The 25,933-nt window shown below is 45.9% G+C and carries 23 protein-coding genes; 9 read left to right on the plus strand and 14 right to left on the minus strand.

Annotation, left to right across the window (positions count from 1 at the left end):
* Nucleotides 1-5 precede the first annotated feature (5 nt).
* Both ACKPCD_RS13170 and ACKPCD_RS13175 read right to left on the minus strand, forming a co-directional pair.
* Nucleotides 6-404 (minus strand): acetyl-CoA carboxylase biotin carboxyl carrier protein subunit, encoded by a 399-nt coding sequence (locus tag ACKPCD_RS13170; protein ID WP_321433469.1) that lies wholly within the window; start codon nt 402-404, stop codon nt 6-8.
* 16 nt (nt 405-420) lie between these two features.
* On the minus strand, nt 421-747 hold the full coding sequence (locus ACKPCD_RS13175; protein ID WP_093234146.1) for a hypothetical protein: 327 nt from the start codon (nt 745-747) through the stop codon (nt 421-423).
* A gap of 399 nt (nt 748-1,146) precedes the next feature.
* On the opposite strand from ACKPCD_RS13175, the gene ACKPCD_RS13180 reads away from it, so the two are divergent.
* From ACKPCD_RS13180 to citG, 3 genes are all read left to right on the plus strand, one after another.
* Nucleotides 1,147-2,490 carry a CitMHS family transporter gene (locus tag ACKPCD_RS13180; protein ID WP_086988844.1) on the plus strand — a complete coding sequence of 448 codons (1,344 nt, stop codon included), beginning with the start codon at nt 1,147-1,149 and terminating at the stop codon, nt 2,488-2,490.
* A 129-nt stretch (nt 2,491-2,619) separates the two neighbouring features.
* Nucleotides 2,620-3,330, plus strand: a complete 711-nt coding sequence (locus tag ACKPCD_RS13185) for a GntR family transcriptional regulator (RefSeq protein ID WP_321433470.1) — start codon at nt 2,620-2,622, stop codon at nt 3,328-3,330.
* The gene (gene citG / locus ACKPCD_RS13190) at nt 3,308-4,180 is read left to right on the plus strand and encodes a triphosphoribosyl-dephospho-CoA synthase CitG (RefSeq protein WP_321433471.1); all 873 of its coding nucleotides are present in this window, start codon (nt 3,308-3,310) and stop codon (nt 4,178-4,180) included. Before ACKPCD_RS13185 ends, citG begins: the two co-directional genes overlap by 23 nt.
* A gap of 2 nt (nt 4,181-4,182) precedes the next feature.
* Here citG and ACKPCD_RS13195 read toward each other — a convergent pair whose 3' ends face one another.
* Entirely contained in the window at nt 4,183-4,893 is a 711-nt protein-coding gene (locus tag ACKPCD_RS13195; RefSeq protein WP_086942129.1) for a response regulator transcription factor, read from the minus strand.
* 97 nt (nt 4,894-4,990) lie between these two features.
* Between ACKPCD_RS13195 and ACKPCD_RS13200 the strand changes: the two genes are divergently transcribed.
* Entirely contained in the window at nt 4,991-6,829 is a 1,839-nt protein-coding gene (locus ACKPCD_RS13200) for a sensor histidine kinase (RefSeq protein ID WP_321433472.1), read from the plus strand.
* Between the two features lie 102 nt (nt 6,830-6,931).
* Here the strand turns inward: ACKPCD_RS13200 and ACKPCD_RS13205 are convergent, their stop codons facing one another.
* Entirely contained in the window at nt 6,932-8,575 is a 1,644-nt protein-coding gene (locus ACKPCD_RS13205; protein ID WP_321433473.1) for a phosphoenolpyruvate carboxykinase (ATP), read from the minus strand.
* Nucleotides 8,576-8,828: 253 nt separating this feature from the next.
* On the opposite strand from ACKPCD_RS13205, the gene ACKPCD_RS13210 reads away from it, so the two are divergent.
* Nucleotides 8,829-9,425, plus strand: coding sequence for a helix-turn-helix domain-containing protein (locus ACKPCD_RS13210; protein WP_321433474.1), 597 nt, complete (start codon nt 8,829-8,831; stop codon nt 9,423-9,425).
* A 158-nt stretch (nt 9,426-9,583) separates the two neighbouring features.
* On the opposite strand, the gene ACKPCD_RS13215 is transcribed toward ACKPCD_RS13210, so the two are convergent.
* Nucleotides 9,584-10,081 carry a hypothetical protein gene (locus tag ACKPCD_RS13215; RefSeq protein ID WP_321433475.1) on the minus strand — a complete coding sequence of 166 codons (498 nt, stop codon included), beginning with the start codon at nt 10,079-10,081 and terminating at the stop codon, nt 9,584-9,586.
* 273 nt (nt 10,082-10,354) lie between these two features.
* A complete protein-coding gene (locus ACKPCD_RS13220) occupies nt 10,355-11,518 on the minus strand; it encodes a M20 family metallopeptidase (RefSeq protein WP_321433476.1) in 1,164 nt (387 codons plus the stop codon).
* Between the two features lie 274 nt (nt 11,519-11,792).
* Here ACKPCD_RS13220 and ACKPCD_RS13225 point away from each other — a divergent pair, with 274 nt between their 5' ends.
* Nucleotides 11,793-12,611 carry an aldo/keto reductase gene (locus tag ACKPCD_RS13225; protein ID WP_321433477.1) on the plus strand — a complete coding sequence of 273 codons (819 nt, stop codon included), beginning with the start codon at nt 11,793-11,795 and terminating at the stop codon, nt 12,609-12,611.
* A 618-nt stretch (nt 12,612-13,229) separates the two neighbouring features.
* A complete protein-coding gene (locus ACKPCD_RS13230) occupies nt 13,230-14,570 on the plus strand; it encodes a DUF1576 domain-containing protein (protein WP_068559125.1) in 1,341 nt (446 codons plus the stop codon).
* Nucleotides 14,571-14,654: 84 nt separating this feature from the next.
* On the opposite strand, the gene ACKPCD_RS13235 is transcribed toward ACKPCD_RS13230, so the two are convergent.
* Complete coding sequence (locus ACKPCD_RS13235) at nt 14,655-15,395, minus strand: sulfite exporter TauE/SafE family protein (protein WP_321433478.1); 741 nt, start codon at nt 15,393-15,395, stop codon at nt 14,655-14,657.
* 438 nt (nt 15,396-15,833) lie between these two features.
* Here ACKPCD_RS13235 and ACKPCD_RS13240 point away from each other — a divergent pair, with 438 nt between their 5' ends.
* A complete protein-coding gene (locus ACKPCD_RS13240) occupies nt 15,834-16,991 on the plus strand; it encodes an ROK family transcriptional regulator (RefSeq protein WP_321433479.1) in 1,158 nt (385 codons plus the stop codon).
* A 245-nt stretch (nt 16,992-17,236) separates the two neighbouring features.
* Complete coding sequence (locus tag ACKPCD_RS13245) at nt 17,237-18,475, plus strand: MFS transporter (protein ID WP_321433480.1); 1,239 nt, start codon at nt 17,237-17,239, stop codon at nt 18,473-18,475.
* 412 nt (nt 18,476-18,887) lie between these two features.
* Here ACKPCD_RS13245 and ACKPCD_RS13250 read toward each other — a convergent pair whose 3' ends face one another.
* The 7 genes from ACKPCD_RS13250 to ACKPCD_RS13280 all read right to left on the minus strand — a co-directional run bounded on the left by ACKPCD_RS13250 (nt 18,888) and on the right by ACKPCD_RS13280 (nt 25,791).
* Nucleotides 18,888-19,493 (minus strand): TetR/AcrR family transcriptional regulator, encoded by a 606-nt coding sequence (locus ACKPCD_RS13250; RefSeq protein ID WP_068559138.1) that lies wholly within the window; start codon nt 19,491-19,493, stop codon nt 18,888-18,890.
* Nucleotides 19,494-19,704: 211 nt separating this feature from the next.
* Nucleotides 19,705-20,403 (minus strand): zinc metallopeptidase, encoded by a 699-nt coding sequence (locus ACKPCD_RS13255; RefSeq protein WP_068559140.1) that lies wholly within the window; start codon nt 20,401-20,403, stop codon nt 19,705-19,707.
* A gap of 236 nt (nt 20,404-20,639) precedes the next feature.
* Entirely contained in the window at nt 20,640-21,839 is a 1,200-nt protein-coding gene (locus tag ACKPCD_RS13260) for a MalY/PatB family protein (protein ID WP_321433481.1), read from the minus strand.
* A gap of 148 nt (nt 21,840-21,987) precedes the next feature.
* Nucleotides 21,988-23,655, minus strand: a complete 1,668-nt coding sequence (locus ACKPCD_RS13265) for an FAD-dependent oxidoreductase (protein WP_321433482.1) — start codon at nt 23,653-23,655, stop codon at nt 21,988-21,990.
* Nucleotides 23,656-23,686: 31 nt separating this feature from the next.
* The gene (arsB, locus tag ACKPCD_RS13270) at nt 23,687-24,772 is read right to left on the minus strand and encodes an ACR3 family arsenite efflux transporter (protein WP_321433483.1); all 1,086 of its coding nucleotides are present in this window, start codon (nt 24,770-24,772) and stop codon (nt 23,687-23,689) included.
* Nucleotides 24,773-24,813: 41 nt separating this feature from the next.
* Nucleotides 24,814-25,167 carry an ArsR/SmtB family transcription factor gene (locus ACKPCD_RS13275; protein ID WP_068559148.1) on the minus strand — a complete coding sequence of 118 codons (354 nt, stop codon included), beginning with the start codon at nt 25,165-25,167 and terminating at the stop codon, nt 24,814-24,816.
* A 99-nt stretch (nt 25,168-25,266) separates the two neighbouring features.
* Nucleotides 25,267-25,791, minus strand: a complete 525-nt coding sequence (locus ACKPCD_RS13280) for an arsenic metallochaperone ArsD family protein (protein ID WP_086988825.1) — start codon at nt 25,789-25,791, stop codon at nt 25,267-25,269.
* Nucleotides 25,792-25,933 lie beyond the last annotated feature (142 nt).

Raw genomic sequence — 25,933 nt, forward strand, 5'->3', positions numbered from 1 at the left:
AAAAATTATGCGATGGTGATTAATGCATCGCCGGCATTTACGACTTGACCTTGGTTTACATGGATGCCAGCTACTTTACCAGCATGGTTTGCGACAACTTCATTTTCCATCTTCATTGCTTCAAGGATCATCAATGGTTGGTTTTCTTTTACTTCATCGCCGATGTTCACTAACACTTTCAGGATTGTTCCTGGCATCGGTGCTGTCATTGCGTCTCCTGAAGCTGCTGAAACTGGCGCTGCAACTGGTGCAGGTGCTGCTTGTTCTGCAGGTGCCGCTGCTGGTGCTGGTGCTGCCGGTGCTGCTGCAACTGGTGCTTGAACGGGCTGTTGTACGCCACCGATTTCTTCCATTTCCACTAAGTATTCTTTACCATCGATTGCAATCTTGAATTTTCTTAACATTTATAATTCCTCCTTATTATTTAACCTGACTTATTTTTTTTACGACAAATTTACTTTCAGGCATGGTGCCTGCCGCAATGCTTGCGGAAATCAGCGAAACAAGATGAGCCTCGGGATTACGCTTCATAATATTCTTTACCACAAACTGCGATTTAGGATGATCTCCTGCAGCGATTGCTGTCGCGATGACACTTACTAATTCATATTCATTCGGATCAGTGGGTACAAAAGCTGGAATTTCTATCAGATCATTCACGGGTGCATTTGCAGAGACAGTTGCTGATTGTACTGGCACTGGTACTATTGTGTCCTTCTTCCCAAAGAAACCTTTGAAAAAAAACATTTTCTCACGTCCTTTCTATGGATTTAATCCCATTATAGAAATTTCTCTCATTAAAAACAGACCATTACGCCTTTATTATTGTTTTTTTTATGTTCTCAAAAACCTTAAAACACCCAAAACGTTGCCAAATCAACGTTTTCACCCGTTTAAGACTTTTTTAATATTTGGTTAAGTCGCATTTAAGAAAGCGCTTCAAATAAGGTGTGTTTTTCGTGTTTTTTCAAAGTAACGGCTTTCAATTGACTTGCAAAGTAACTATTATTGCTCTTAGAGAGCCAGCCCTATCATATTTGGGATTTTTAAATTAGAAAAAATGTGAATAGGTTCACTTGATAGCATGAATACCGAAGTGATCGGGCCCTCTCAAAAAAACTTTTTTATAGTCGGAAGGAGAAAAAAATGTTACTTACAGTTTTATCTTATGCAATGATCGCGATCTTCATGTTCGTAATCATGAAAAAGAAATTGTCACCGTTTACCGCTTTAGTTATCATCCCGCTTGTTTTTACGCTCATCGCTATGGCAACGGGTGTTACCTCTGGAAATATCGGTGAATTTGTTTTGGAGGGTGTAACGACAACTTCTAAAACAGGTATCATGTTATTGTTTGCTATTCTTTACTTCTCTATCATGTTGGATACTGGTCTATTCGACCCTATCACTAAAAAAATGATTCACTTCGCTAAAGGCGATCCGATGAAGGTATTGATGGCAACTGCAGTCGTTGCAGCAACTGTATCTTTAAACGGTGATGGTACTACAACAACATTGATCTGCTGTTCAGCTTTTATTCCTATCTATAAGAAACTGAATATGAACTTGATGAACCTTGCTGTTTTGGTAATCCTGCAAAACACAATCATGAACTTGCTTCCATGGGGCGGTCCTACTGCTCGTGCAATGGCTGTTCTGGAAGTTGATGCAAGCATCCTTTCTTACCTTGCTCCTGGTATGGTATTGGCTTTACTGTATGTTACTTTCTGGGTTGCGCCGCACATGGGCCGCAAAGAACGCGCTCGCTTAGGTGTTAAAGTATTGACTGATGCAGAAATCGATGAAATGACTACTGTTACAGACCCTGAAACCCAAGAAATCCGTCGTCCGCAAAACTTCGTATTCAATGCCATCCTTACAGTCGGCCTGATCGCTTGGTTGGTTGCTGGATCATTTATCGAAGCTATCTCAATGCCACCATTGATGTTATTCTTGGTTGGTACATGTATCGCTTTGATGGTCAACTATCCTGCTCTTAAAGACCAATCTTCCCGTATCGGCGCAAACGGCGGCGACGCTGTTCAAGTAGTTATCCTAGTATTCGCAGCTGGCGTATTCATGGGCTTGTTCCAAGGTTCCGGAATGGCTACTGCCTTGGCAGAAAGCTTCGCAACAATCATTCCTAAACAATTGGCTGGTTTCTGGGGAATCATCATCGCCCTTATCTCTGCACCAGGTACTTTCTTCATCTCCAATGATGGCTTCTACTTCGGTGTCTTGCCTGTATTGGCGGAAGCTGGTCGCTCTTACGGATTCACAAACATGCAAATGGCTTTGGCTTCCCTGATGGGTCAAGCGTTCCACTTGTTGAGCCCATTGGTAGCATTCATCTACCTGTTGCTTCGTTTGACTGGATTGGATATGGGTGCTTGGCAGAAAGAATCTGCGAAATATGCACTAGGAATTTTCGTAATCTTCTTAGTGACAATCGTATTGTTCGGCCAAATGCCACTTTACATCCCGCAATAAAGACACGTATAATCCTTATAAGGACTGGAAGCCGGGCGACTCTGCTCGGCTTTTTAGTATAAAAGGAATCGTTCTCATTTAGAACTAACCAATAGTTAACCAAAAAATAATAGGATGAAGGGGAAAAAGATGAGCACTATAATCAAAGCAGTCAGCAAAAATTTAGACCTTAGCCAAAATATGCCGCTTAAAGACCTGATTTACGAGGCTTTCCGAAAAACTGTCATTTTGGGTGAAATTCCAGCTGGAGAACGCATCAATGAAAAAGAGTTCTCCGAGAACATGAACATCAGCCGCACACCTATCCGTTACGCTCTGAAAAAATTGACCGAAGAAGATTTAGTGAAACACGTCCCTGGAGTCGGCGTTGTCGTCAAAGGAATCAGCATCAAAGATGCGTACGAAATCTACGATATCCGCAAAGCGTTGGATACCCTTGCTACCACAACAGCCATGAAGCTGATGACAGCCGAAGATTTCAAAGCGATGCGCCTGCATTTGGAACATTGCGAAGTGCTGAATAAAGAGGATAAAGTAGAAGAATTGCAGCAGAAATTTTTGGAATTCAATGAATTCATATACGATAAAAGTCAGATGCAACGACTAAAATCCATCGTTTTGAAGCTTTCGGAATACTTGATGTACTTCAGGGACATCTCGATCAGTTCAAAAGAACGACGCGACTTTGCATTAGCAGAGCACTGGTTGATTTATCGTGGTATGAAGACGCAAGATGCCTTACAGATCCAACTCATAACGTATGAACATTTGGACCGCTCGCTGAAATTTATCGTCAAAGAAATGGAGAAACGTAAAATTGACTTTGAAACCAATGAATGAGTTGCTTATCGAAATTGCCGGACAAGCCGAGAAAGCACTCCTTTATGAAGTTGCATTGACTCCGAAACCCGGTCTGGTCGATCGCAACAACAACGGTGCCCACTCAGACATGGACTTCTTCACTTTTATGGACAGCATCGTCAGCCTGAGCCCTTACCTGTACCAATACGTAAAATTAGGCATGGAGCATGTAGGGACCGAAAAAGAGTTATTTCATAAAGTCCGCTCAATGGGTGTTCATGCTGAAAAAGCGATGCTGACCGCCACTAAAAACATCAACACGCACAAAGGGGCCAACTTCTCTTTCGCTGTACTTTTGGGGGCAACAGGTGCATGCATCGGTCGTGGTCTACAGCCTCCTTTCACACAAAATGATACACAAGAAGTGCTCTCCTATGCCAGAAAAATGAGTCGCGGCTTGGTTACGGATGATTTTGCCGATCTCGCTGCCAAAACCTCCTTGACCTATGGAGAAAAATTATACCTTAGCTATGGTATCACCGGCATCCGCGGCGAAGCCGAAGCCGGCTACCCTGCCTTGAGTGAACTGATTTTGCCTTTTTTAAGAGCAAATAAAGGTCAGCCCATTGAAACGCTGTTATTAAAGGCGCTGCTCCTGCTGATGAGTCAAGTCGAAGATGGCAATATCATCCACCGCGGAGGCATCAGCGCCTGGCAGACAGTCAAACTGGAAGCAAAACAACTCCTGCAAGATTCGCACGAGGGAAACCTGAAAGAGTTGCTGTACAGCTATGACCTGGTATTGATAGAAAGACACTTGAGCCCAGGCGGAGCTGCCGATCTTTTATCCTTAGGTATCTTCTTTGCAAAATTGGAGAATCTGTTCTGATTTCATTCGCCGTCCGGGCTGAATGTGTAGCCGATTCCCCAGACGGTCTTCAAATAACGCGGCTTTTTTGAGTCATCCTCGATTTTGTTGCGCAAGTAGCTGATGTATACCATGATCAGATTATTGTCTATTTCCCCATCATTCCAGACATTCGCATAAATCTGCTCCTTCGAAAAAACTTGATTCGGATTTTCCAGGAAAAACAGCATCAACTGGATTTCTTTGGATGACAGGGCGATATCCTGCCCCCTCTTCTGCAGTTGATACAAATTTTTGTCGAAAGTAAAATCGCCCACTTTGAGGACACGGCTGGTTGGATTTGTTTTTTGCGACTGGATGGTCTTCATTCTTTGCAACGTACTCAAGATTTGAGCCCGCAGAAGATTAGGCGAAAAAGGCTTCGTAATATAATAGTCCGCTCCCGTTTCGAGACCATTTATAATATCGGTCTCGCTTTTTTTGCCGCTTATAAATATAATAGGGGTCAACGGGTAGTCAGCGCGGATCAGTTGCGCCAGATGATAACCGTCGTTCTCATACTCCAGACTGATATCCAACAGAAAAAGATCAAAAGTCACACGGGTCATGATATCCAATGTTTTTTCGATGGAATCACTTTGGTAAATAAGAACGCCTGTTGATTGCAACGACTTCCAAATAAGGCGCCGGATTGAGATATCGTCATCAACGACGAGTATTTTTTGATTGTTCATATTTTTCCTCCTCAATGTTCTCTAGTTTCGCAAGCAGAACATTGTTTTGTCAAGTGGTTATTTTGCTACTATGCAGTTTTAAGAAAGGGCTTTTACGATGGAAAACAAACCGACGACCCGTATCATCAACATCATCCTGACAGGGTTATTCATCATCATCGCGATTACCTTGATCACGATCACGAGCAGCTTCTACACCGTGGAACAGAATGCCAAGAAAAGCGGTCAGGAACAACTGATGCAGACCTTGAATTATGTGACCAATAATCTGAAACTAGTCATCGAAAATCGTTCTTTATCGCTTCAGCAATTATCCCATGAGTTGGCTTCAGCAGACCAGCCGGAAACGCAGCTCGGCGAGTTCGACAAAAAAACACTCATCGCTGATTACTTGGGTTCTCATGAAGATCAAACAAATTTGTTGATCCAACTTGACAGCTTAGGCGCTTTCGCGAAAGCATGGCAAATCAAAGATGGCTTCGTTCAAGAGCTACCAGAAGATCGTGCTGAATCTTATCTGCAAGAGGACCCTTATATCGGATCTTTACGCGACAATGAGGCCTACATCCAAAACAGCAGTGAATATTTTTTGGAAAATCAATCCTTCGTCAATCTTTATTCTCCCGCCGTAGACTCAGATGGACAAGTCACGGGTTACTTCGTCTCACCCTTGAACCTGGAAAACATATTCAAGGCGGAAATATTCAGCGACACCAGCGACTATAGCGGCTATCCCTTGGTGAAGAATGCCGATATGAAAGTTGTCATCCATCCGGTCGAAAGCCAAGTCGGACTTGATATCATCTCCGACCGTCAGAAACAGTTTCCGGATCTGGATCTTTCCGATTTGAGGCGTCTGGAGGAAGCCCAACTCACTCAAGAAGAAGGAACACTCAGCTATTATTCCTACTGGTGGGATGAAGAAAATCCGACTAAGGTGCTGAAACTGGGTGCCTTTGAGTGGATCGACATCGGAGCAGCCCATTGGGTCATCGCCCTGAACTCGGATTTCTACGAGCACAACCGTGTTCCTATACAAAACAATTATATATTATTGAGCCTCTTATTACTGATTTCTTCTATAATTCTCATTTTCATTCTTCTGATCAGGGGCTACAACAAAAAGAATCAAGCCTACGAAGCAAGCCAACGTCTCATCGAAAAACAAAAATTTGAGAATGAGCGCCATCGATTGGAAAAGCGGATATTGAAAGAAAGTAAACTGGAAGCAATCGGGCTCTTGACAACGACCATCGTTCACGACATGAATAATTTCTTGACCCCTATCCTGGGAAATGCCCAGTTGCTGATGGAAGACTATGCCGAGAATGAAGAGTTAGTCAGCGAACTGAAAGAAATCTACCTTGCCGCGGAAAAAGGCAAGGATCTTTCCACGAACGTATTGCGTTTTTCCAAGGTCAGCGAAGGACAGCAAGATACTGTGCATGACCTTTCACAAGTGCTCAAAGACACCATTGCCGAAATCACGATCTTGACGCCGAAGAGCATCAAAGTCGTGAGTGACATCGATTCTGGCATCTTGGTTGAAGGCTTTGACAAGCAGGACTTGCAAGTGGTGCTGTATAACCTGCTCACAAATGCCTTCCAAGCGATCGACACGCGCCCAGGAAATGTCTCAATCAGGCTGAAAAAAGCGGATGCTGAATGCAATGCCGATTTGCAGAAGCGCTCGATTGTGACAAAAGAAAAAGAATATGTTGTCCTGTCCATCACAGACGATGGCCCTGGAATCGCGGAAGGTTTGGAAAGCAATAACCTGTTCGATCCCTTCTTCACCACAAAAGGCAACAACGGATCCGGATTAGGATTGTTTGTGGTTTCTTCCATCGCCGACAAATATGATTGGCAGGTCAGACTGGACAGATCCCAAAAAGGGTTGACCGTCCTCGTCAATATTCCCCTGCAGAAAATCTGACACGAAAACAAATAAAAACCAATAGCAATATTCCTGATTTGCATGGGAGTTGCTGTTGGTTTTTTCTTTTCATATAAAAGTACGCAATCGACCTGGCGGTATTTACAAAGATCGGACAATCTGATCGAATGCATGGATTGCTTCACCCGGAAGTGAAGAATCGGGATGTTCTTGGTTGAATGTCTGCAGGAACTCAATCCGCATCATCATCCGTTCTTTGACCAGCTTTTTGTAGCTCTCATCTTGCAATGGCGGTTCATAGCCCGGCACGTCCAAGTACGCCAAGCCGGTCCCGTCACCGAAAGGTTTGAATGTGGCTGTCTCTTCGACGATGCTCTCGATCACGCCGAGTGTGATGTCTTTGGTGATGTCCTTATTCAGGAAAGCGCCGGTGTTGATGATATAACAGTCAATCGCCTCTTTGCTCAGCAAGGCTTTAAAATCTTCGTAATCTTCGATCAACGGGTAGACGCGGAACGGATTGGCATAAGGCTCGATAACCAATCGGTCTCTGTCTTCACCCTTTCTTGCGGTTTCCGCAGTCGACCGTTTCGTCGCCAATGTTGCTCCGAAAGTGGCAGCAAGAATCGGATTTTCGATTTTGACGAGCGGCGGCAGAGAGTCATCTTTCATGATCCAGTAGATGCCCTCAATCGCCGAATGGAACTTGTCCACTCTGTCCGGCGTCACGTAACGGGACTTGACGGTACGGCCGTTGCCGTTGCGGATATCTTCCGTCACCAATACCCGTTTTCCGTCCACATCCTTCGTCACGCCTACGTTCTGTGCCGTCAGGAAATATTCCTGCTCCGGATGATCTGCTGGATAGTCTTGGGTCTTGTCGAAGTATGCCGGTTCCAATGCAATCGATGAACCGTCGAGCAGATCGATGATGAAGGCATCATCATGCAACACCTTCACTTTGTACTTTCCGTTGTGCTTCGAATGCGTCAGTGTCGACTTTCCTGAACCGGACAAGCCGAAGAAAGCAAAGACGCGCTTCTTGTCTTCCAACACAAATTTTTTCAGGCCGCCGTGGCAGGAAGCATAGCCGTTGCGATGCGCAGTACCCCAGGCAAGGGATAGCGTGCCTTTCTTGAATTCCCCAAAATACTGCATGCCCAAAATGCAGGCGACGTTATGATCGGGTTCAAAGTAGGCCAGACCCAGCGGATAATCGGGATGGCGCCAGTCGGGATCCGTATAGATATAAATATCCCCTTCTTCATATTTTTTTGAATGCGCGTACAATTCATTGTACGCGTCATTGGCCCACTGAAAATTCAACAACCAGGAGTAAAGATTGTTTTCGTTGCCTTCCGGAAATGCGATGTGCGCTTTGATGATGAATTCTTCATCCAAGCCGACATAGCCAGTAGTCTGGTGGTATTTCTTCGTGCGGTTCTGGTAGATGACGTCACGGACTATCGCAATCAATTGCTCGTCTTCCGCTCTGTCTTCGCCTACGATCCTTCTTGCTTTAGCGGTCCGTCCAACTATTTTGCCGCCGTTTTCGACAAGCACTTTGGCGTCTTCAGGCAGGCCCAACTTAGCAGTCTCTTTGATGGGAAGGTCGGTTACGATGACCCCTGGGGATGTTTTCGCCAATTCATAGGCTTCGGCAAGTGTCGTCACTTCATGCATATTGCTGCCGTAGAAAGCCGTTTCGACTGTTGTGCGTAATTTAGTTAACAATGGATTGGTTTTCTTCAATGCAGATCTTTGGTACGTTTCAATTGTTGCCATACTCGACCTCCGTAATTTTGATGACTTCATTATAGTATGCTTTTCTGTGTTTGTACCGAAATTGAGGTGTACTTATGATGTGCTTGATGTTTTGAACAACAAAAAAACACTTGCCTGATATATTAAGTTTTTCGTATCCGTTTAGTGTGTTTCCGCTGTACTATGTTTGGGAGTACACAAAAGAAACACCACATCCCGAAAACTTAATGCTACTATATAATCAACTAAACAAGTAACAACGGAGGGACAAAACATGCTTACCGTAGCCGAAGCAGTCAAAATACTCAGCAAAAAAAATATCACCCATTCAGAAGAAATGGTGCGCAGATGGATTCGCAAAGGGAAAATCAAGGATGCAGTGAAATTCAGCAATAAAGAGGGTTGGTTGATTCCTGAAGATTCATTGGAAGAAGTCATCGCTGCTAAAACTTACATGAACAGCGGCATCAAAGCGACTAAGGAATACCGCAAAGGATATCAGGATGCCTTGGCGTACATAAAGGAACGCGATTACGAACTCATCAAACAATCCCCTCCCGTTTATGAGAAGGAATTCACGATTTATCGGGATGATGCCTTGGACTTGGCGGAGAACATGCTGCCGGAAGAACAGTTGGTCAACCCTTTCAAAAAATTTGTGGATGATACGCTGTTCAAGTGCAGCCATGCAGAACCGCTGTCTTCCATCGTCGTGAAGGTATTGAACAATTGGGTGCTAGTGGAAGATACAAACGACATCTACAATATCGCAAAACTGCCGAATCTGAACGTGACATTTGAAGATCACCTGACGCGTGCCTTATTGCGTGATCAGTTCAACACATTCAAGAGAACGGGCATGGCGATCTGAGATTAGTTCCATTAGAATGTTGTCCGATAACCTATAAATATCGGACAACGCCAGTAGAACGCACCACAAAAAACCATGGAGCTGCCTCGAAAATGAGGCAGCTCCATGGTTTTTCTTATTATATTCTGTATCGCGACTCCGCGGAACCGACTGCATGATTACATTTCTGAAAGTCTGTCCTTCACGCTCTCGTATTCTTCCGGCGTGATGAGGCCTTCCGCCAATATTTCTTTTAAGCAGTTGATCTCCGCATCCAGATAATCCGGCAAAACGGGTTGCGAATTTGTTGAGGAGTTCTCTTTTTCATCCGGATGCAAGCCTTGGATTTTGTCCAGAACGACATGAAAGTGAGGCTCTTTTTTTGCGGCGGAGTGGGTGGACATTTCCACAAACCAGCCATCAAATTTCATCCTTAATTCCTCTTTTCGCATCTGCGTGTACTGGATGCTGAACACATCCTCTTTATGCTTGTCCTCAGCCTTGGCTTTGGATTTGATCAGATATATTTTTTCATCGGTCACCAATACATATTTTTTTGGATTCTCTTTCATCCCGAAATGAAGGTACTCCCCTTCAGAACAATACTGCTCAGCTAATTGCAGAATAACATCTTGGCACGTTACGGACACAATTGTCTTCTCACCAATTTTCACCATGTTACCACCCCTTCTGCTTAATCCCCCGGAAACATCCAATCACTCATTGGCTCGGCCTGTAGTCTACGCGAATCGGTATCTACGCCTGAAATCCTATACCTTTATTATCGCATCTGGGACAACAAAAGTGCTGTTCTTCCGGTGTGCTTCGCCAAAGTATTTCCGCCGCGGAACACTGCGCCATCCATCAAAAAAACAGCAGCGCAGAGGACCTGGAAAGGGCCTTCGCGCTGCTGTTCAATTTATAGTTTCTCATATCTGCATCGTTGGGGCTCACGATATGGAAAGACGATCGGCGCTTTCGCAGAACATCTTCCGCCGGTTCATTTCTGCTATGACCGCCGTCAAAAGATCCAAGCGTTGCACAATGGAATCCAGCTCCACATATTCGTGATCGGTATGGAAAGCGCCACCGATCAGACCGATGCTGCAGACCGTCGGAACACCGACACTGGTTGTGAAGTTGGCGTCGGATACGCCTCCCGATTTCTTGAACGAAACGAACGTGTCCATTTTCTTGCCGACTTCCTCGAAGACGCTCCGCAACGCTTTCGCACCCGGCACATCGACCATAGGCGGACGCTTGCCGATGACTTCGATGTTGATGCCGATCTCCATTTCGGTTGCATGACTCTGCAATTCCTCCAACATATCAAAGAAGGCCGTGACGTCCGCGGGATTTGAGTAACGGTAGTCCAATTCCATCTGGGCGTGCTCGGGGACGACATTCGGTACGCTGCCGCCTTGGATTGTGCCCGCATTGACAGACACACCGGCATCGTAATCAATCAAAGTATTCATGCGCACAATCCAATGAGCCAGTTCGTTGATGGCGCTGCGCCCTTCCTGGGGAGCGTCGCCGGCGTGGGAGGGCCGGCCCTTGAAATGGATCTTCAGTTTTTCGATGCCTTTCCTTTCCTTGATCATCGAACCGTCCGCTGAACTCGGCTCCATGACGAAGGCGAACTTGGACATTTTGGCTTTCTCGATGATCACTTCCCGGGAATAAAAGGAACTGATTTCCTCATCCGGATTGTGGATCACACAGATATTGAGGCTTTGCTTCAGTTTTCCAGGCAAGTTTTCAAGCAGATAGGCCGTCAACAGGCTGCAGCCTTTCATGTCATAGACGCCAGGCCCATAAAGCCGCTCTCCTTCTATCTTGAAAGGCCGTCTGCTCGCTTCGCCATCCAGGAACACAGTATCAGTGTGGCCGATGAAGAGCAGATCGATGGGTTCGTCTTGAGCATTCGTCGCCACCAATACCGGCCCCACCTCCGGACCGACCGAAACCAGCTCGGTCAGAAAACCTTGCTGTCTATATTTCTCTTCCAAAAACGCCGCCACTTCCCGTGTACCTGCAGGATTTCTGCTGCCACTGTCGATATTGACGATCGTCTCCAATTCACGTAAATACTGATTCCTATCAAAGCTCATGGCCATTCCCCCTTGGCGAAATTATAACATTCACTCCTGTCTAAAATATACCGTTTTTTAAAAGCGTTCTCAAATTAACCCTGACATCGATTGTCGCCATACATGACGAAACCAGATCCAATCGCATATTTGCAGACAAATTCCGGAATAATTCTTCCGTATCCCCTATCCATTTCTAAGCTATTTTGAATTTTCGAGCTATATCCTTTTACATCTGCCGCTGACTGCTCTAAACTGAATAATAGTAAACGTTATCATAACAGGAGGTTATTGAATGGCAAACAAAGATGTATTCACTTTTTATAATGGTGTGACGATTCCCTCCATCGGTTTCGGGACATGGCAAATCCCTAACGAAGAAGCCTACGCAGCGGTGACGATGGCTTTGAAGAATGGCTATACGCACATCGATACGGCGCATGCTTATCACAATGAGGAAAATGTCGGAAAAGCGATCCGCGACTTCGGGATTGCCCGCGAAGAAGTGTTCGTGACCAGCAAGCTGCCTGCGCAGGTAAAAGATTTCGAAGGCGCCTTGCAGCACTTTGAAGAAACCATGAATAATCTTGGCTTGGATTACCTAGATCTTTACTTAATCCATGCGCCATGGCCATGGGATGAGATCGGCAAGGATTGCACCGAAGGCAACATCCAAGTTTGGAAAGCCATGGAACAGCTCTATGACGAAGGCCGGATCCGCGCAATCGGGGTTTCGAACTTCTCCATCAAGGACTTGCAAGCGATCCTGGACAATTGCGACATCGTCCCGATGGCGAATCAGATTCCTTTCTACATCGGCCGCGACCAAAAAGGACTGCTCGCTTTCTGTCAAACACACAAAATCGTTGTCGAAGCCTATTCACCTTTAGCTACAGGTGCGATTCTGGATAGCCCGGAAATCAAGCAGATGGCTGAAAAATACGGCGTGACGTCGGCGCAATTATCCATCCGTTACTGTTTGGAGAAGGATACCTTGCCTTTACCGAAGTCCACGCACGAAGCGCGCATCATCGAGAATGCGCAGCTTGACTTTAACATTTCGCCGGAAGATGTGGCCGTTCTGGATGCCATGAAAGATGTACGCGCAAAATAAATCATCAAAAAAACCTTAAAATGGGTATAAACGCCCATTTTAAGGTTTTTTCTATTTTTACAGATGATAATTTTTACGAAAAATAGCAATCCATGCGAGTGCGCTGCTCCGGTGAGGCGCACACTCACCGAAGTTCTTCGGTAACTTCCAGCCGAAACTTCGGCGAGGCTGCGTTCATCGGATGATCCCAGCGGAATGTTGACCGATTTCCTGCGAAGGCACCGTTCACCGGAGTTAGAGTCGATGTATTCGATCATCAGCATACTTCTTCCCCCTAAATGATATTATCCTCCTTCTAAATCGTAGCGGTAAATATCCGAAAGTATACTAATCCGGACTGAAGCTGTTCAAAAGTACGCCTCTTTTGAACAGGTATCTCCTTTTGTACCAAAAATTCAGCACAAATTGTTCCAATTGTGTATTTACTATTGGAATATTAGTGGATTTTAGTAAAATTGAAAATAAATATTGTGAGAGTCGGTTTGGCCCTGTATAATTAAATGTAAGTTAACGTTTACATGATTTTATAAGCTTGAATTTACTTCCTTAAGACAAACAGCAATTTCCATATTTCATTTTCATTAATCAGTTTCAACACAATAAGATTGGGGGACACTTATGATACAGAAAAGACAGCCTACTATGAGTGGCGCAGAGGAACTCTCCGAGCGATTAAAATACGGTTTATTGGCCGGCTTCGCCTTATTGATGGGCGGAGTGGCTTTCTTATTCAACAGTCCAAGAGAAATTTATGAAGGCAACCTTACCATCTTGGCCTCTCCGGCTAACCTGTTGACGGACTATATGGCTTTGACGAACGTTGGATCGGCATTGTTCAACGTTTCACTCATGACGCTGCAAGCCATCTGGATCGTCCGAATGGCAGATGCAAAGATCAACGGTCCGGTCATAGCCGGTATTTTAACGATTGCGGGATTCGCTTTTTTTGGCAAAAACTTATTCAACTCCATGCCGATCAGCATCGGCGCTTTCACTTATGCAAGGGTCACAAAAGTACCGATACACAAATCTTTGCTGGCCGCCCTTTTCGGAACAGCCTTGGCACCGCTGGTCAGTGAGCTCTCCTTCAAACTAGGCATCGGTCAACCCTATGGTGTGTTTCTGGGGCTGGGCGCCGGTTTTGTTTCCGGCTTCCTGATTCCCCCACTGGCGCATCATTTTGTTACCTTCACAAGAGGATTCAGCCTCTATAACGTCGGCTTCACCTGCGGCATCATCGGAACGGTCTTCATCTCTATGATGCGCAATTTCGGCTTCGAAATCGAAACGGTAAATATCCTTGCCAGCGGCTATAACGGTCCATTTTCAGTGCTGTTGTATTCACTGTTCAGTTGCATGTTCCTGATTGGCCTGCAGATCAACGGATGGAGCTTCCATGGGCTGAAGCGCATCATGCGCCATTCGGGCCAATTGTCCACCGATTACCTGGAACTTGGCGGTTTAGGTGCGACGCTCATCAATATGGCATTGCTAGGATTCCTGGCTACGACTTATATTCTGTTGATGGGTGGAGAAATCAATGGTCCGGTCCTGGGTGGCATCTTTACTGTCATAGGCTTTGGCGCTTTCGGGAAAAACGTCAAGAATGTCCTGCCGATTCTGATCGGGGTCACTCTGATGGGCAGACTCAACTATCAGGACAATCAATCAACAATCGTCCTTATTTCAGCACTGTTCGGGACAACTTTGGCACCGTTGGCCGGCCGATACGGGAACATTGCGGGTATCATCGCCGGAGCCATGCATCTGACGTTAGTCATGAACATCGGTTATCTTCATGGTGGCGTAAACCTCTACAACAATGGATTTTCGGGTGGACTCGTCGCTTCGATACTGGTCCCCATCCTTGAAGCATTCCAACTTCACCGGACCAACCAACGCGCCTTGCGCAGACCAGTCGATCCGGCTGATGAAGTTGAAGTAGATCGCACTAATTAACAGAAATATCCAGTCAGATTTTTTAATCCAGAAAAAAGAGATACCTTACGAGGGGACTAAAGTCCATTCATAAGGTGTCTCTTTTTAAATGAACAGACGCATCGCCGCAATCGCGGTCATGATCATGATGATGCGCTTGTACCACACTTCGTTTATCTTCCGGACGAATCTGATGCCCATCCAACTCCCCAACGCGATAAAAGGAATCATCAGCAACATATACCGTAGTGTTCCCCAAGTGACGGTCCGCCACATAAAGATATGGAATGGCAACTTCACAATATTCATCAGCAGAAAAAACCAAGCCGTCGTTCCGATCATCTTATTCTTGGTGAGATCTTGTGAAAGCAAATAGACATTGAAAATGGGTCCTGCGGCATTGCCTACCATCGAAGAAAAACCGCTGACAGCCCCGACCATCCAATGGAAGATTGGATTTTTTGGAAGCGGCAAAACTCTTTTGGCGATCTCTCTGTAAATCAAAAGTCCTAAGCAAATCAATACAACTATGCCCAATAAGGCTTTGAACTGCTTGTCATCAAGATAATTACCCGTGATGGCGCCTATAGCGATACCCATTACGGCGGCAGGCAACAATTTCAGCACATCCCTGAATTTTCCCTGTTTGCCGTACTGAAATATGGCAATCAAATCCCCCAGCATCAGCATCGGCAACATGATTCCGGCTGACGCCTTCCCACCGAAAAGAATGGCAACGAGCGCCACCGCCGGAATTGTCGCGCCTTGTATGCCGGTTTTCGAAAAACCGATGATGATTGCCGCAATGATCAGTATCATCCATTCAATCCCATTTAAACCCAACATTCTGATATATGCCCCCTCCCGTGGTTCCTTTCATTTTACCGATTTTCTAATTAAATAACAATGACTCAGAGCCCACAATCCAGAAAACGCTTAACCTCTTGACCTCCTTGAAAAAAAGTGCGCGATATTTGGGTTAGGAGGTCATCCAAACCTCGCAATTGCCAGTGAAAAGTGTTAAAATATAACCAAAGACGTATGCCCGCAACGACTGATTCCCTCAACCATCGCTCTTTATTGAGCCCACCCTGTTTTAAACAACTATGTAAACGCATTCACCTCTAAGTTTCTGACTTCTATACAAGGTACTCCTGAGTCCAAGCGACTATCCGGAACACATTTTACCTTGCTCCAAAATAGCCCATCCTTGTATTTTTTTCAGATTCGTCATCTTTTTTTGCGCCCAAACCTCAAAAAAATCTGTAAAGGGTGTGACACACCATGATCGTCAACCGCAACACCATAAGGGAACAAAATGAGACCATCGTTTTGACAGCCATCATCAATCATCCCAATACTTCACGAGCGGCCATCTCTCATGATTCCGGACTCAACAAGGCAACCGTATCTGAAATTGTCAAAAAACTTCTTAAGGAAAAACTTGTCGTCGAACTCGGTACAGGTCAAAGTTCCATCGTTGGTGGGAGAAAACCGGTGTTGTTGAAGGTGAATGCAAATGGCGGATACGCGATGAGTTTGACCATTACACAAACAAAGATTTCTTCCCTCGTCTGCAATCTGCAAGGCAAGATCGTCGCCCAATATGATTTGGTCAGAAAAGTTGAGGCCAGCAATATCATCGACAGCATCGAAGAAGTCGTTCTCTATCATAGGAAGAACCTCAATAAAACACCGTTTCGCTTCGTAGGTATTGTAGTGTCAATCGACGGCTTCGTGCATGAAGATGAGATAGTAGCATCAACTAACAAAATGTTGGAGCATCTGACGGCCAAACATCTGGAAAGCGACGCTATCGACTGTCCGATCTATCTGGAAAATCAGAATAATCTGGCCGTAATTGCCGAAGCGGTATTCGCCCACTCTCCGGGGAACATCATCAGTATCGATCTGGACGAGGGCATCGGCTCCGGAATTTTGTTGCAGAACCGATTGTTCCGCAGCAAAAATAGTCTGGCCGGGAATCTGGGGCACACGATTCTCTATCCATTCGGAAAAGCTTGCGACTGCGGCAAACAGGGGTGCCTGAACCAATATTGCTCAACGGGAGCTTTGGTTGCGGAAATCAGAAACCTGAAGAACGATTCCTCACTGCATTTGACCGACCTGATTGCCCTGTACAAGACAGGCGATGAAGATGCCAAAAATGTTGTGGGACATCTCGTGCTGCATATGGGCGTCGCAATCAGCAATGTGGTCAGCCTGTTCGATCCTGAAAAAGTCTATCTGAATGGTGATCTATTCCGTGCATTACCGGAATGTGTGACAGAAATCCAAACGGAATTGAACCGAACATCCGGACATAACGTTCCGGTCAGTTTGTCCTCACTCGGAAAAAATGGAGCTCTTTTAGGCGGAATTGCATTAGCACTCCAGCATTTCTTCCAAGTTCCTCAGCTGCAGCTGCATTTTGATGAATGAAGTTTCGGATGAATGGAACGCAAATCAAAAAAGAATCAGCCTCTTTCTGACGTCACATCCTCACAGATGTGACGTTTTTTTTGACACACTATTGATTTTTGTTAATTATTAATATAACATTTTATATGTAGATACATGTATTCGGTTTCATGAAACGACAGTTCGTATTGTGGGATGCCTTTTCGTTATACGGAAATCTGACAAGAATCATCATTGACCTATTTGATGTAGAGAGGAATTATCATATGACCTTACGCCACTTTTTATCCTTCTTTTCTGCGGCCTTCTTGATCATGGCCATGTATATTGCCGGGAATGCCGTCGGTTTCTTCGTCGAGCCCATCACTTCGGAATTAGGCTTCACGCGCAGTGCCTTTTCGCTTTACATCAGCCTGTCGACTCTGACCGGCGTTTTCGTACTTCCTCTGATTGGACAATTTCTCCCTAAATTTGGGGCAAAGCGCTTGCTTATTGGAGGAGGACTCTGGGTTTCGCTTGGATTTGTGTGGCTGGCATTCGCCACTCGTTTATGGCAATTTTATCTGGGAGGCATCTTCCTCGGTTTGTTCATGATGCCGATCACTATGTTTCTGGCGATTTTGTTGATCAACAATTGGTTTACCGCCAAAAAAGGATTGATGATGGGCTTGTTGAATGCCTCTGGAGGACTTGCGGGAGCTATCATTTCGATGATCATGCCGACATTTCTGGATAACTTCGGTTGGCGCATGGGTTACTTTTTGATTGCAGGACTTTTCGCGCTTCTGACTGTCCCGAACGGACTCTTTTTGTTGGTGGAAAATCCCGGAACTGTAGGCCTGAACGCTTATGGTGACCAACTGCCCGCTTACAACGAAAGCAATCAACCTATACACGATCTATCCATCACTTATGAAGATGCCAGAAAGATGAAACCGTTTTATATCCTGTTCATCGGCATTTTCCTTTCAGCTTTCGGAGGCGGAATGATGCAACATTTACCAGCGCACTTCAGCGGGATGAACTTCACATCCGGACAGGTCGGCACATTGTTCTCGCTCGTCATGACCGGTATGATCATTGCCAACATTTCCGTCGGGGCCATCAATGACAAAATCGATTCGACCATCACGCTTACACTTATTGTTGTCTGCATGCTGATTGCCTTGTTTTTCCTTGCGACAACCCGATCGTTCCTGGCCTTGTCGATCGTCATGTTCATCCTCGCATTCGGGATAGGCGGGCCAGCGGTGTTGACCCCTTTGGTCGTGAGCGAAATCTTCGGTATCGCGGATTATCCGCGCATCTGGTCCATCCTCGGCATGGCGCCCTCCATCGGGATGTCCATCTCCGGCCCGCTTTGGGGAGCCGTTTACGACCTGACCGGTTCTTACGCAATCGGCATGTATGTGATGATGGGTCTGGCCATCCTTTACGGCATCTGCTATTTTTTCGCACTGAAAAGAGGCCCCTTAAAACAGCCTCTGAACATAACCAGCATCTAAAGTAATGTATGTAAGAAAAGCTGAACGGGTTCGTTCAGCCCTGAAAGAAATTTAGGAAATCTGTCCGCCTGAGCATCGAAGAGCGCAATAGGACAGATTTATCTAATTTCCGAAGGGCTAACCCGTAAAGCTGGACATCATTTTAGATGCATGAAACATTTTGCGAACTTGTGAAACACCTACGGTGATGCACTTTTGAGTTAAAAAAATTTTATAAATTCCTATCCCATTAAAAAACCGCACAGTCATGCGACTGTACGGTTTTTTTCTATTTTTTCAGTTACTTTCTCAACTGACTATTACTCTTCTTCAAATGGTCCGGTACTTCCTGGACTGCATTCAAATCAAGGTTACCTCTTCCCATGACATTTCCTACTGTCACTAAACGCAAACATACTTCGTTAGATGACGATCACGTTCCTCTGGTTATCTCCACCACACTTTGGGAAATGAAATAATACCCATACTCTCCCATGCGCTCCGGCGCGTCTTTCATACCATTCGTCACCCAAGAGTAGATCATCCCTTGATAGGCGAAGGCAACGGCTGTGATCCAGTGTTCATAAGGAATGACATTTTTTTTCGTCTGGACCTGTTGCTCCAGACGTCCTCTCAGATAGGTGTTGAATTTGAGCGGAAAGGAATAGCTGCTTCTTCCGTTGAAAAGAACGCTGAAGAAGCGTTCATTTTCTTTGATGTAACTGAAGATGTCCGTGAACGCTTCAACTGTTTTTTGTCTGAACTCCGTTTCCGTAGCATCGGACAAAGCCGTTTTCGTGATGGCTTTCCCTCTGTCCTGAAGTTCCTGGATCAGCGCATCGATATTTTTCTCCAATAAATCATGCTTGTCTTCATAGTGCAGATAAAAAGTTCCCCGATTCACTTTTGCACGTTTCGTAAGTTCCCTCACAGTCACTTCTTCGATGGATTTTTCTTCCAACAGTGTTATCAACGCATGCAAAAGATTTTTCTTTGTAGCTAAAACACGTTTGTCTTTAGATTGTTTATCAGGATTCATTATTAGCTCCTATTTTCAGAGTCTGGTCTGGAATTCTTTTCTGATATATACTTCCAAAATGCTAAGATTATTATAGTATAGCAACCCCAAGATAACAAGTGTAACGACTAGTCTCAAAAGGTTCATGGACCTAAAAAAACTGCTCCGGCCCGTTGAAATAGACCTAAGCAGTTTTTCAGGATGAAATTAGGACAATTAGCGTACCTAACGACTAATCGTCATTGTTTCCGCCACCGAAAAGCAAGAGCAGACGGAGCAGTTGCAAGAAACTCATGAAGGCAGCTGCGACATACGTCATGGCAGCTGCGACAAGAACTTTGCGTGCTTTCGGCACTTCTTGTGCATTCAGGATGCCACCATTCGAAAGAATTCTCAAAGCACGCCCGGATGCATTGAATTCGACTGGCAATGTGACCACTTGGAACAGGAAGCTGAACGAGAAGAAGAGGATCCCCAAATTGAGGAATGTCTGGTTCATGCCAGAGAAAACACCGATCATGATCATCGGCATGGAAAGTGTCTGACCAAAATTAGCGGCCGGAACCAGAGCGGCACGCAACCGCAACGGAATATAGTTTTTTTGGTCCTGGATTGCATGTCCGACTTCATGGGCAGCGACGCCGATGGCCGCGACCGAAGTCGAGTTGGCTGTCGTATCGGAAAGACGCAAAACTTTAGCGCGCGAGTCGTAGTGGTCCGTCAGATCTCCGCGGACGCGTTCGATCCGCACATCATGGATGCCCGATTGTTCGAGGATGAAGCGCGCTGCATCCGTAGCGGTGTATCCGTTTTGGCTTTTCACTTGGTTATAGGTATTGAAGGTACGCTTGACGAATCCCGAAGCAATCATGGAAACCGCGATGCCGAAGATGATCAATATATAGGTGCTATCGAAGAATGGATACAACATGTATCATCAACCTTTCTTTTTATTTATTCTACAGTATAGCATCCGATTGTGAAGAAAGGATGAAGGATGCTTACGTTGGGATAATTTTATAAAATTCTTTAGATATTATTGTTTGCAAAACCGGATTCCGCTTGGACGAAGTAAATCAGCTGAAGTGGGAGCAGCGCGCTGCTGTCCATGGGTTTCCACCAAAACTCTAGGGCTGCCTCGAAAAATCGAGACAGCCCTCAGTTTTTCTATTGATTTTGTGTCCGGTATTTTTTCATGACTGTTACCAAGCGCTCCATCGCTTCCATCAACGTTTTCGTAGGTGCCCCCAGACTGATCCGCTCATATCCTCGACCCTCGTCCCCGAAGATGTAGCCTTCATCCAGGAACACTTGCGCTTCCTGCTCCATGATTTCTTCCAACTGCTTGTGCGACAACCCAAAGGCACTGAAATCCGTCCATTGCAGGTAGGTGCCTTCCAGATCGAAGACAGTCACTTCCGGCAGTTCCTTCGCCAAGAACTTCTTCAGCGTCTCATGGTTGTGCCAGATCAAAGCTTTGAACGCCTCCAACCAGTCCTCGGCTGCCGTGTAGGCGATCTCTGTCGCCTTCAAGCCGATAACATTGGTTCCTCCGCCAATGCCGGTCATTTCCATATCCATCTTGAAAGCCGTGTGGAGCTCCGGATTCGAAATGATGACATTGGAATTGCGCAGGCCTGCGATATTGAAGGACTTGCTGGCGGCGGTTGCCGTGATGCAGATGTCCGCAGCTGATTCGGATATGGATGCCATCGGTGTGAAAACATGGCCGGGCATGATCAGATCATGGTGGATTTCATCCGCCAAAATCACAACATCATTGGCGGCACAGATGTCGACGACACGCTCCAATTCCGCTTTGGTCCAGACGCGGCCGACTGGATTATGCGGGTTGCTGAACAGCATCAGCTTTGTATTCGGTTCTTTGGCTTTCTCAGTCAAACCCTCAAAATCAATTTCATAACGATCACCGTTGCGGATCAAAGAATTGTTGATAAGCTTGCGTTTCGTATTTTTGATTGACTTCATGAACGGATAATAGACCGGCCCCATGTAAAGGACACCATCGCCTGGATCGGTATACGCCCGAATAGCGGAATAGAATGCCGCGATGATGCCTGGTGTACAGATGATCCATTCCTTCTTGATTTCCCAAGCATGGCGGTTTCCCATCCAATTGATGATTGCGCTGTAATAGTCTTCGGTCGGCAGATCATAGCCCATTACGGCTGTTTCAATGTATTCCTGCAAACCCTCGACGATCTCCGGCGCTGTCTTTATGTCCAAATCCGCAACAGAAAAAGGAAAAACATCCTTTCCCACATTCGGATTGCTTCTGTACATGGCTGCCCATTTTTCGGACCCTGTATTGCTCCGATTGACGGGTGTTTCGAAATCATACTTCATCTATTCATCCTCCCAACATTTTACTTACTTTTCATTTTATCACTCGTTTTCACAATTGCCACCCCTAATCAGATTTTAATCCAAAGAAAATGGAGAATCCATTTCGGAGATTCTCCATTTTTCTCACATACAATCAAAGACTCACCTTTTAGTTTTTTCTCTTCAGCATTATGAGGTAACTTTGATAATTTTTGTTGCCGCCTGAAAGGTTGTAGACTTCCTTGAAGCCTAAATTGATCAGGATATTCTGGGCGGCATTTCCGGTCACACCTTTGTTGCAGTAGGTAACTGTCGGGATATCTTTGGAAAGCTCACCGGCGCGTACGCGCAGTTCCCCTAACGGGACGTGGATCGCATCTTGGACGTGGCTCTTCTCGAAGTCTTTGGCGGAACGCGTGTCGATGACCTGGATAGATTCGCCTTTTTGCTGCATTTCAACCAGCCGGGCTGGCGTCATCAAAGGATTTCCGTGTAAGGCGTTATCCAATGCCATGCCTGTATAATGGATAGGGTCTTTTGTCGTTCCGAATGGCGGTGCATAGGCCAAATCCAGATGGAACAGGTCTTCCGCTTTCGCCTTGAAAGTGATGGCAGTGGCGAGGACATCGATCCGTTTGTCCACACCTTGCGATCCTAAAACTTGTGCGCCTAAGACTCGTCCGGTGGCTTTATCTGCCAATGCCTTGATGATCAGTTCCTTGCCGCCAAGGTATTCGGCGTGGTCCGGCTTGATATTGTATAGGACCTCCACGGCATAATCGGACGCCTTCGCTTCTTTTTCGGTCATGCCAGTCTGGCCAACATGCAGATCGAATACGCGGAAGATGCCGGTACCCAGCACCCCGCGATGTTCCAGATTTCCGCCTGTGATCACATCTCCGGCGATACGTCCCATCTTGTTGGCCGTAGAGCCTAATGGACGGTAAATCGGTTTGCCTGTAATGGCGGAGAAGCTTTCGGCCACATCACCGACCGCATATACATCCTGGATGTTCGTCTGCATTTTGCTGTTGACGGCAACCGCACCCGTCGCTCCGATCGTGACGCCGATTTCTTTAGCGAGCTCAGTGTTCGGTCGCACGCCGGCAGCCAGGATGACGATATCCGTTTCGATGGTGGCACCATATGTCGTCACTACTTTTTTGACGGTCCCCTTACCTTCGATGGTCTTGACCGTATCCCCGAGGTGCAAATGCACCCCGTTGGCCATCAGCACTTCTTCCACCCGGAAAGCCATATCCGCGTCCATCGGCGGCATCACTTGATTTTCCAGCTGCACGATAGTAACATCCCAGCCTTTATGCACGAGCTGTTCGGTCATTTCCAGACCGATGAACCCGGCACCGATGAGCAGCGCTTTTTTAGGTTGGTTCGTTTCCGAGTAACTTTCAATCTCACGAAGGTCCTGGATATTGCGGACGTGGAAGACATTATCGTATTCAGCCTGATCGAACGGTGGAGGCGTCAGCGGAGCCGCACCTGTCGCGAAAACCAACACATCATAAGCGTCCTCTTTGACTTCGCCGGTCTTCAGATCTTTAACTTGAATCTTTTTGGCTTCATGATCTACTTTCGTCACTCTGTGTTCTGTAAAGATGGAGACATCATATCTCTTTTTGAACCATTTCGCATCTCGTGGTGTCAGGCGATCCACTGAATCGACTTCCCCGCCAATTTTGTAGGGGATCCCGCAGACAGAATAGGAAATGTCCTTTCCTTGGTCATAGACGACAATCTCCGCTTCTTCTGTGTTTCTGCGCGCTTTGGCCGCAACGGAGGTACCCGCCGCTACCGAACCGATTACGATGATTTTCATAATTCATTCTCCTTTTCAGTTAAAAGATGGCTTATTTTACCGCCTTTACAGGATTCACTGCACTATTTTCTTTTTCCGGAAACCAATGTCTTGTTGAATTGGCGATTTTCACCAAAATCAGCATCACCGGCACTTCAGTCAAGACACCCACAACCGTCGCCAATGCTGCTGGAGAATCCATTCCGAACAACGCGATGGCAACCGCCACCGATAATTCAAAAAAGTTCGATGCGCCGATCATCCCGGCTGGCGCGGCGATTGCGTGTGGAAGCTTCAAGGCCTTGCTTGCAAAATAGGCAATGAAGAAAATCAGGAATGTCTGCAGGATCAAAGGTACTGCGATCATCAAAATGTGCAACGGGTTCTCCAGGATGACCTCTCCTTGGAAAGAGAACAATAAGACCAGCATCAACAACAACCCCGCTGTAGTTACGCCATCAAATTTCGAAAGAAAATCCTTCTCGAAATAAGTGACGCCTTTTTTCTTTGTGACGAAGATCCGCGTCAAAACACCACCGACCAACGGAATCACGACAAACAACACAACGGACAAAATCAAGGTATCCCAAGGCACCGTTACATTGCTGACGCCCAATAAAAATTTGACGATCGGAATGAAGGCAACCAGGATGATCAGATCATTGGTGGCTACTTGGACGACGGTGTACGCCGGATTGCCTTTTGTCAATTGACTCCAGACAAACACCATCGCTGTACAAGGTGCAGCTCCCAGCAGAATCGCACCGGCCAAATACTCCGTCGCCAACTCAGGCGTAATGAAATTCTTGAAGACGACAAAAAAGAAAAAAGCGGAAATGGCGTACATGCTGAACGGTTTGATCAACCAGTTCACTGCCCATGTGACATAGAGTCCTTTCGGATTTTTTCCGACATCCCGGACACTTTGGAAATCCACCTTCATCATCATCGGATAGATCATGACCCAGATCAACACGGCCGTCGGGATCGACACGTTCGCATATTCGAATTTACCGAAGAATTCAGGTATAGTCGGCAAATACTTGCCGATCAAAACCCCCACCACCATGCAACTGGCTACCCAGACGCTCAAATACTTATTGAAGAACGAAATGCTTGTTTGCTCTTTTCCACTCATTTTATTATACCCCCATTTATTGTTTTACGCTCTTTACAGCTCTATTTTTGCGTCACCTGATCAGCTCTTTTTTCTATTGCACACACCACTTTTGACCGTACAGGTTCGCAGATGCAGGCCGGTGTATCAGCCGTCAGTTCCGCTGTGTCCGTCTTGAATTTTTCAAAGGCGTTTTTATTCAGATCGTAATAATGCCACGTGCCGGATTTTTCCGTCGTCACCAATCCCGCCTTCACCAAAAGATTGATATGATGGGATAAAGTTGGCTGGGTAAAATCGAAATGTTCCAGTATGTCGCAGGCACACATGGCTCCGCAAGAAAGCATATCGACAATTTTGACGCGCTTCGGGTCGGCCAAAGCTTTTGCGACTTTTGCATAATTTTCATAATCCATGATTGCTGAATCCCCTTTTTACATAGAAGTTTTTCTATCTATCGTGGAAAAAGAAACTCGAGCCTAGGTAACCCGAGACACGAGTATTCTTTATTTTTGCTAGCAACAGCCGCCATTCCCACAACCGCACGAGCCCTTAGTTGCTTTTGCAGCTTCCTCATGTTTATGGTGATGATGGTGCCCCTGTCCACCGCAGCCACAGCCGCCTTTTTCGCCATGGCCACCGCAGCAACCGGATTCTTCTTTTTCTTCTTTTTCCGCTTCGGCAAATTCCTCCGAACCGCCACAACCACAGCCGCCGCAACCACATGAACCTTCCGTTTCTTCAATGAAGCGGACGCCGATGTAGCTTGTGATTTCATCGTTGGTCGGATAGTTGCCGCTTTTCACGATTGCTCCATCCACAACAGTGATCGGCAATACGCTATTGCCTTCCGCCTCGATTTTTTCTTTAACGGCCTTGTTGAGCGTGAATTGATCCGCATCATCGGTTAAATTAAAAAGCAATGCCTCGTAATTCTCCAGTCCCTCCAAGGCCTGCATTACTGCTGCAATGCGCATGGCATCCTGACTGCTGAACAAGCTGCTGCTTGTTTCCGGTTCAAAAATAGTGATGTTTGTCATTTTTCGTATCTCCTCATTCTCTTTCTATTTGAAGATGAATCTTGTATTGTTTTCATTTAAATATTGGTACTCTTATAATATAGATTTTCTTCTATCTATAGTCAATGCTGAATTCAACATGAAACAAAAAAAGTGCGGGGAT

The sequence above is a fragment of the Trichococcus flocculiformis genome, assembly GCF_963662535.1.
Taxonomy (GTDB): domain Bacteria; phylum Bacillota; class Bacilli; order Lactobacillales; family Aerococcaceae; genus Trichococcus; species Trichococcus flocculiformis.

What these genes read in the sequence shown, in the direction of transcription:
- ACKPCD_RS13170 (WP_321433469.1), bottom strand. Translation starts at nt 404, where the DNA reads ATGTTAAGAAAATTCAAGATTGCAATCGATGGTAAAGAATACTTAGTG.
- ACKPCD_RS13175 (WP_093234146.1), bottom strand. Translation starts at nt 747, where the DNA reads ATGTTTTTTTTCAAAGGTTTCTTTGGGAAGAAGGACACAATAGTACCA.
- ACKPCD_RS13180 (WP_086988844.1), top strand. Translation starts at nt 1,147, where the DNA reads ATGTTACTTACAGTTTTATCTTATGCAATGATCGCGATCTTCATGTTC.
- ACKPCD_RS13185 (WP_321433470.1), top strand. Translation starts at nt 2,620, where the DNA reads ATGAGCACTATAATCAAAGCAGTCAGCAAAAATTTAGACCTTAGCCAA.
- ACKPCD_RS13195 (WP_086942129.1), bottom strand. Translation starts at nt 4,893, where the DNA reads ATGAACAATCAAAAAATACTCGTCGTTGATGACGATATCTCAATCCGG.
- ACKPCD_RS13200 (WP_321433472.1), top strand. Translation starts at nt 4,991, where the DNA reads ATGGAAAACAAACCGACGACCCGTATCATCAACATCATCCTGACAGGG.
- ACKPCD_RS13205 (WP_321433473.1), bottom strand. Translation starts at nt 8,575, where the DNA reads ATGGCAACAATTGAAACGTACCAAAGATCTGCATTGAAGAAAACCAAT.
- ACKPCD_RS13210 (WP_321433474.1), top strand. Translation starts at nt 8,829, where the DNA reads ATGCTTACCGTAGCCGAAGCAGTCAAAATACTCAGCAAAAAAAATATC.
- ACKPCD_RS13215 (WP_321433475.1), bottom strand. Translation starts at nt 10,081, where the DNA reads ATGGTGAAAATTGGTGAGAAGACAATTGTGTCCGTAACGTGCCAAGAT.
- ACKPCD_RS13220 (WP_321433476.1), bottom strand. Translation starts at nt 11,518, where the DNA reads ATGAGCTTTGATAGGAATCAGTATTTACGTGAATTGGAGACGATCGTC.
- ACKPCD_RS13225 (WP_321433477.1), top strand. Translation starts at nt 11,793, where the DNA reads ATGGCAAACAAAGATGTATTCACTTTTTATAATGGTGTGACGATTCCC.
- ACKPCD_RS13230 (WP_068559125.1), top strand. Translation starts at nt 13,230, where the DNA reads ATGATACAGAAAAGACAGCCTACTATGAGTGGCGCAGAGGAACTCTCC.
- ACKPCD_RS13235 (WP_321433478.1), bottom strand. Translation starts at nt 15,395, where the DNA reads ATGTTGGGTTTAAATGGGATTGAATGGATGATACTGATCATTGCGGCA.
- ACKPCD_RS13240 (WP_321433479.1), top strand. Translation starts at nt 15,834, where the DNA reads ATGATCGTCAACCGCAACACCATAAGGGAACAAAATGAGACCATCGTT.
- ACKPCD_RS13245 (WP_321433480.1), top strand. Translation starts at nt 17,237, where the DNA reads ATGACCTTACGCCACTTTTTATCCTTCTTTTCTGCGGCCTTCTTGATC.
- ACKPCD_RS13250 (WP_068559138.1), bottom strand. Translation starts at nt 19,493, where the DNA reads ATGAATCCTGATAAACAATCTAAAGACAAACGTGTTTTAGCTACAAAG.
- ACKPCD_RS13255 (WP_068559140.1), bottom strand. Translation starts at nt 20,403, where the DNA reads ATGTTGTATCCATTCTTCGATAGCACCTATATATTGATCATCTTCGGC.
- ACKPCD_RS13260 (WP_321433481.1), bottom strand. Translation starts at nt 21,839, where the DNA reads ATGAAGTATGATTTCGAAACACCCGTCAATCGGAGCAATACAGGGTCC.
- ACKPCD_RS13265 (WP_321433482.1), bottom strand. Translation starts at nt 23,655, where the DNA reads ATGAAAATCATCGTAATCGGTTCGGTAGCGGCGGGTACCTCCGTTGCG.
- arsB (WP_321433483.1), bottom strand. Translation starts at nt 24,772, where the DNA reads ATGAGTGGAAAAGAGCAAACAAGCATTTCGTTCTTCAATAAGTATTTG.
- ACKPCD_RS13275 (WP_068559148.1), bottom strand. Translation starts at nt 25,167, where the DNA reads ATGGATTATGAAAATTATGCAAAAGTCGCAAAAGCTTTGGCCGACCCG.
- ACKPCD_RS13280 (WP_086988825.1), bottom strand. Translation starts at nt 25,791, where the DNA reads ATGACAAACATCACTATTTTTGAACCGGAAACAAGCAGCAGCTTGTTC.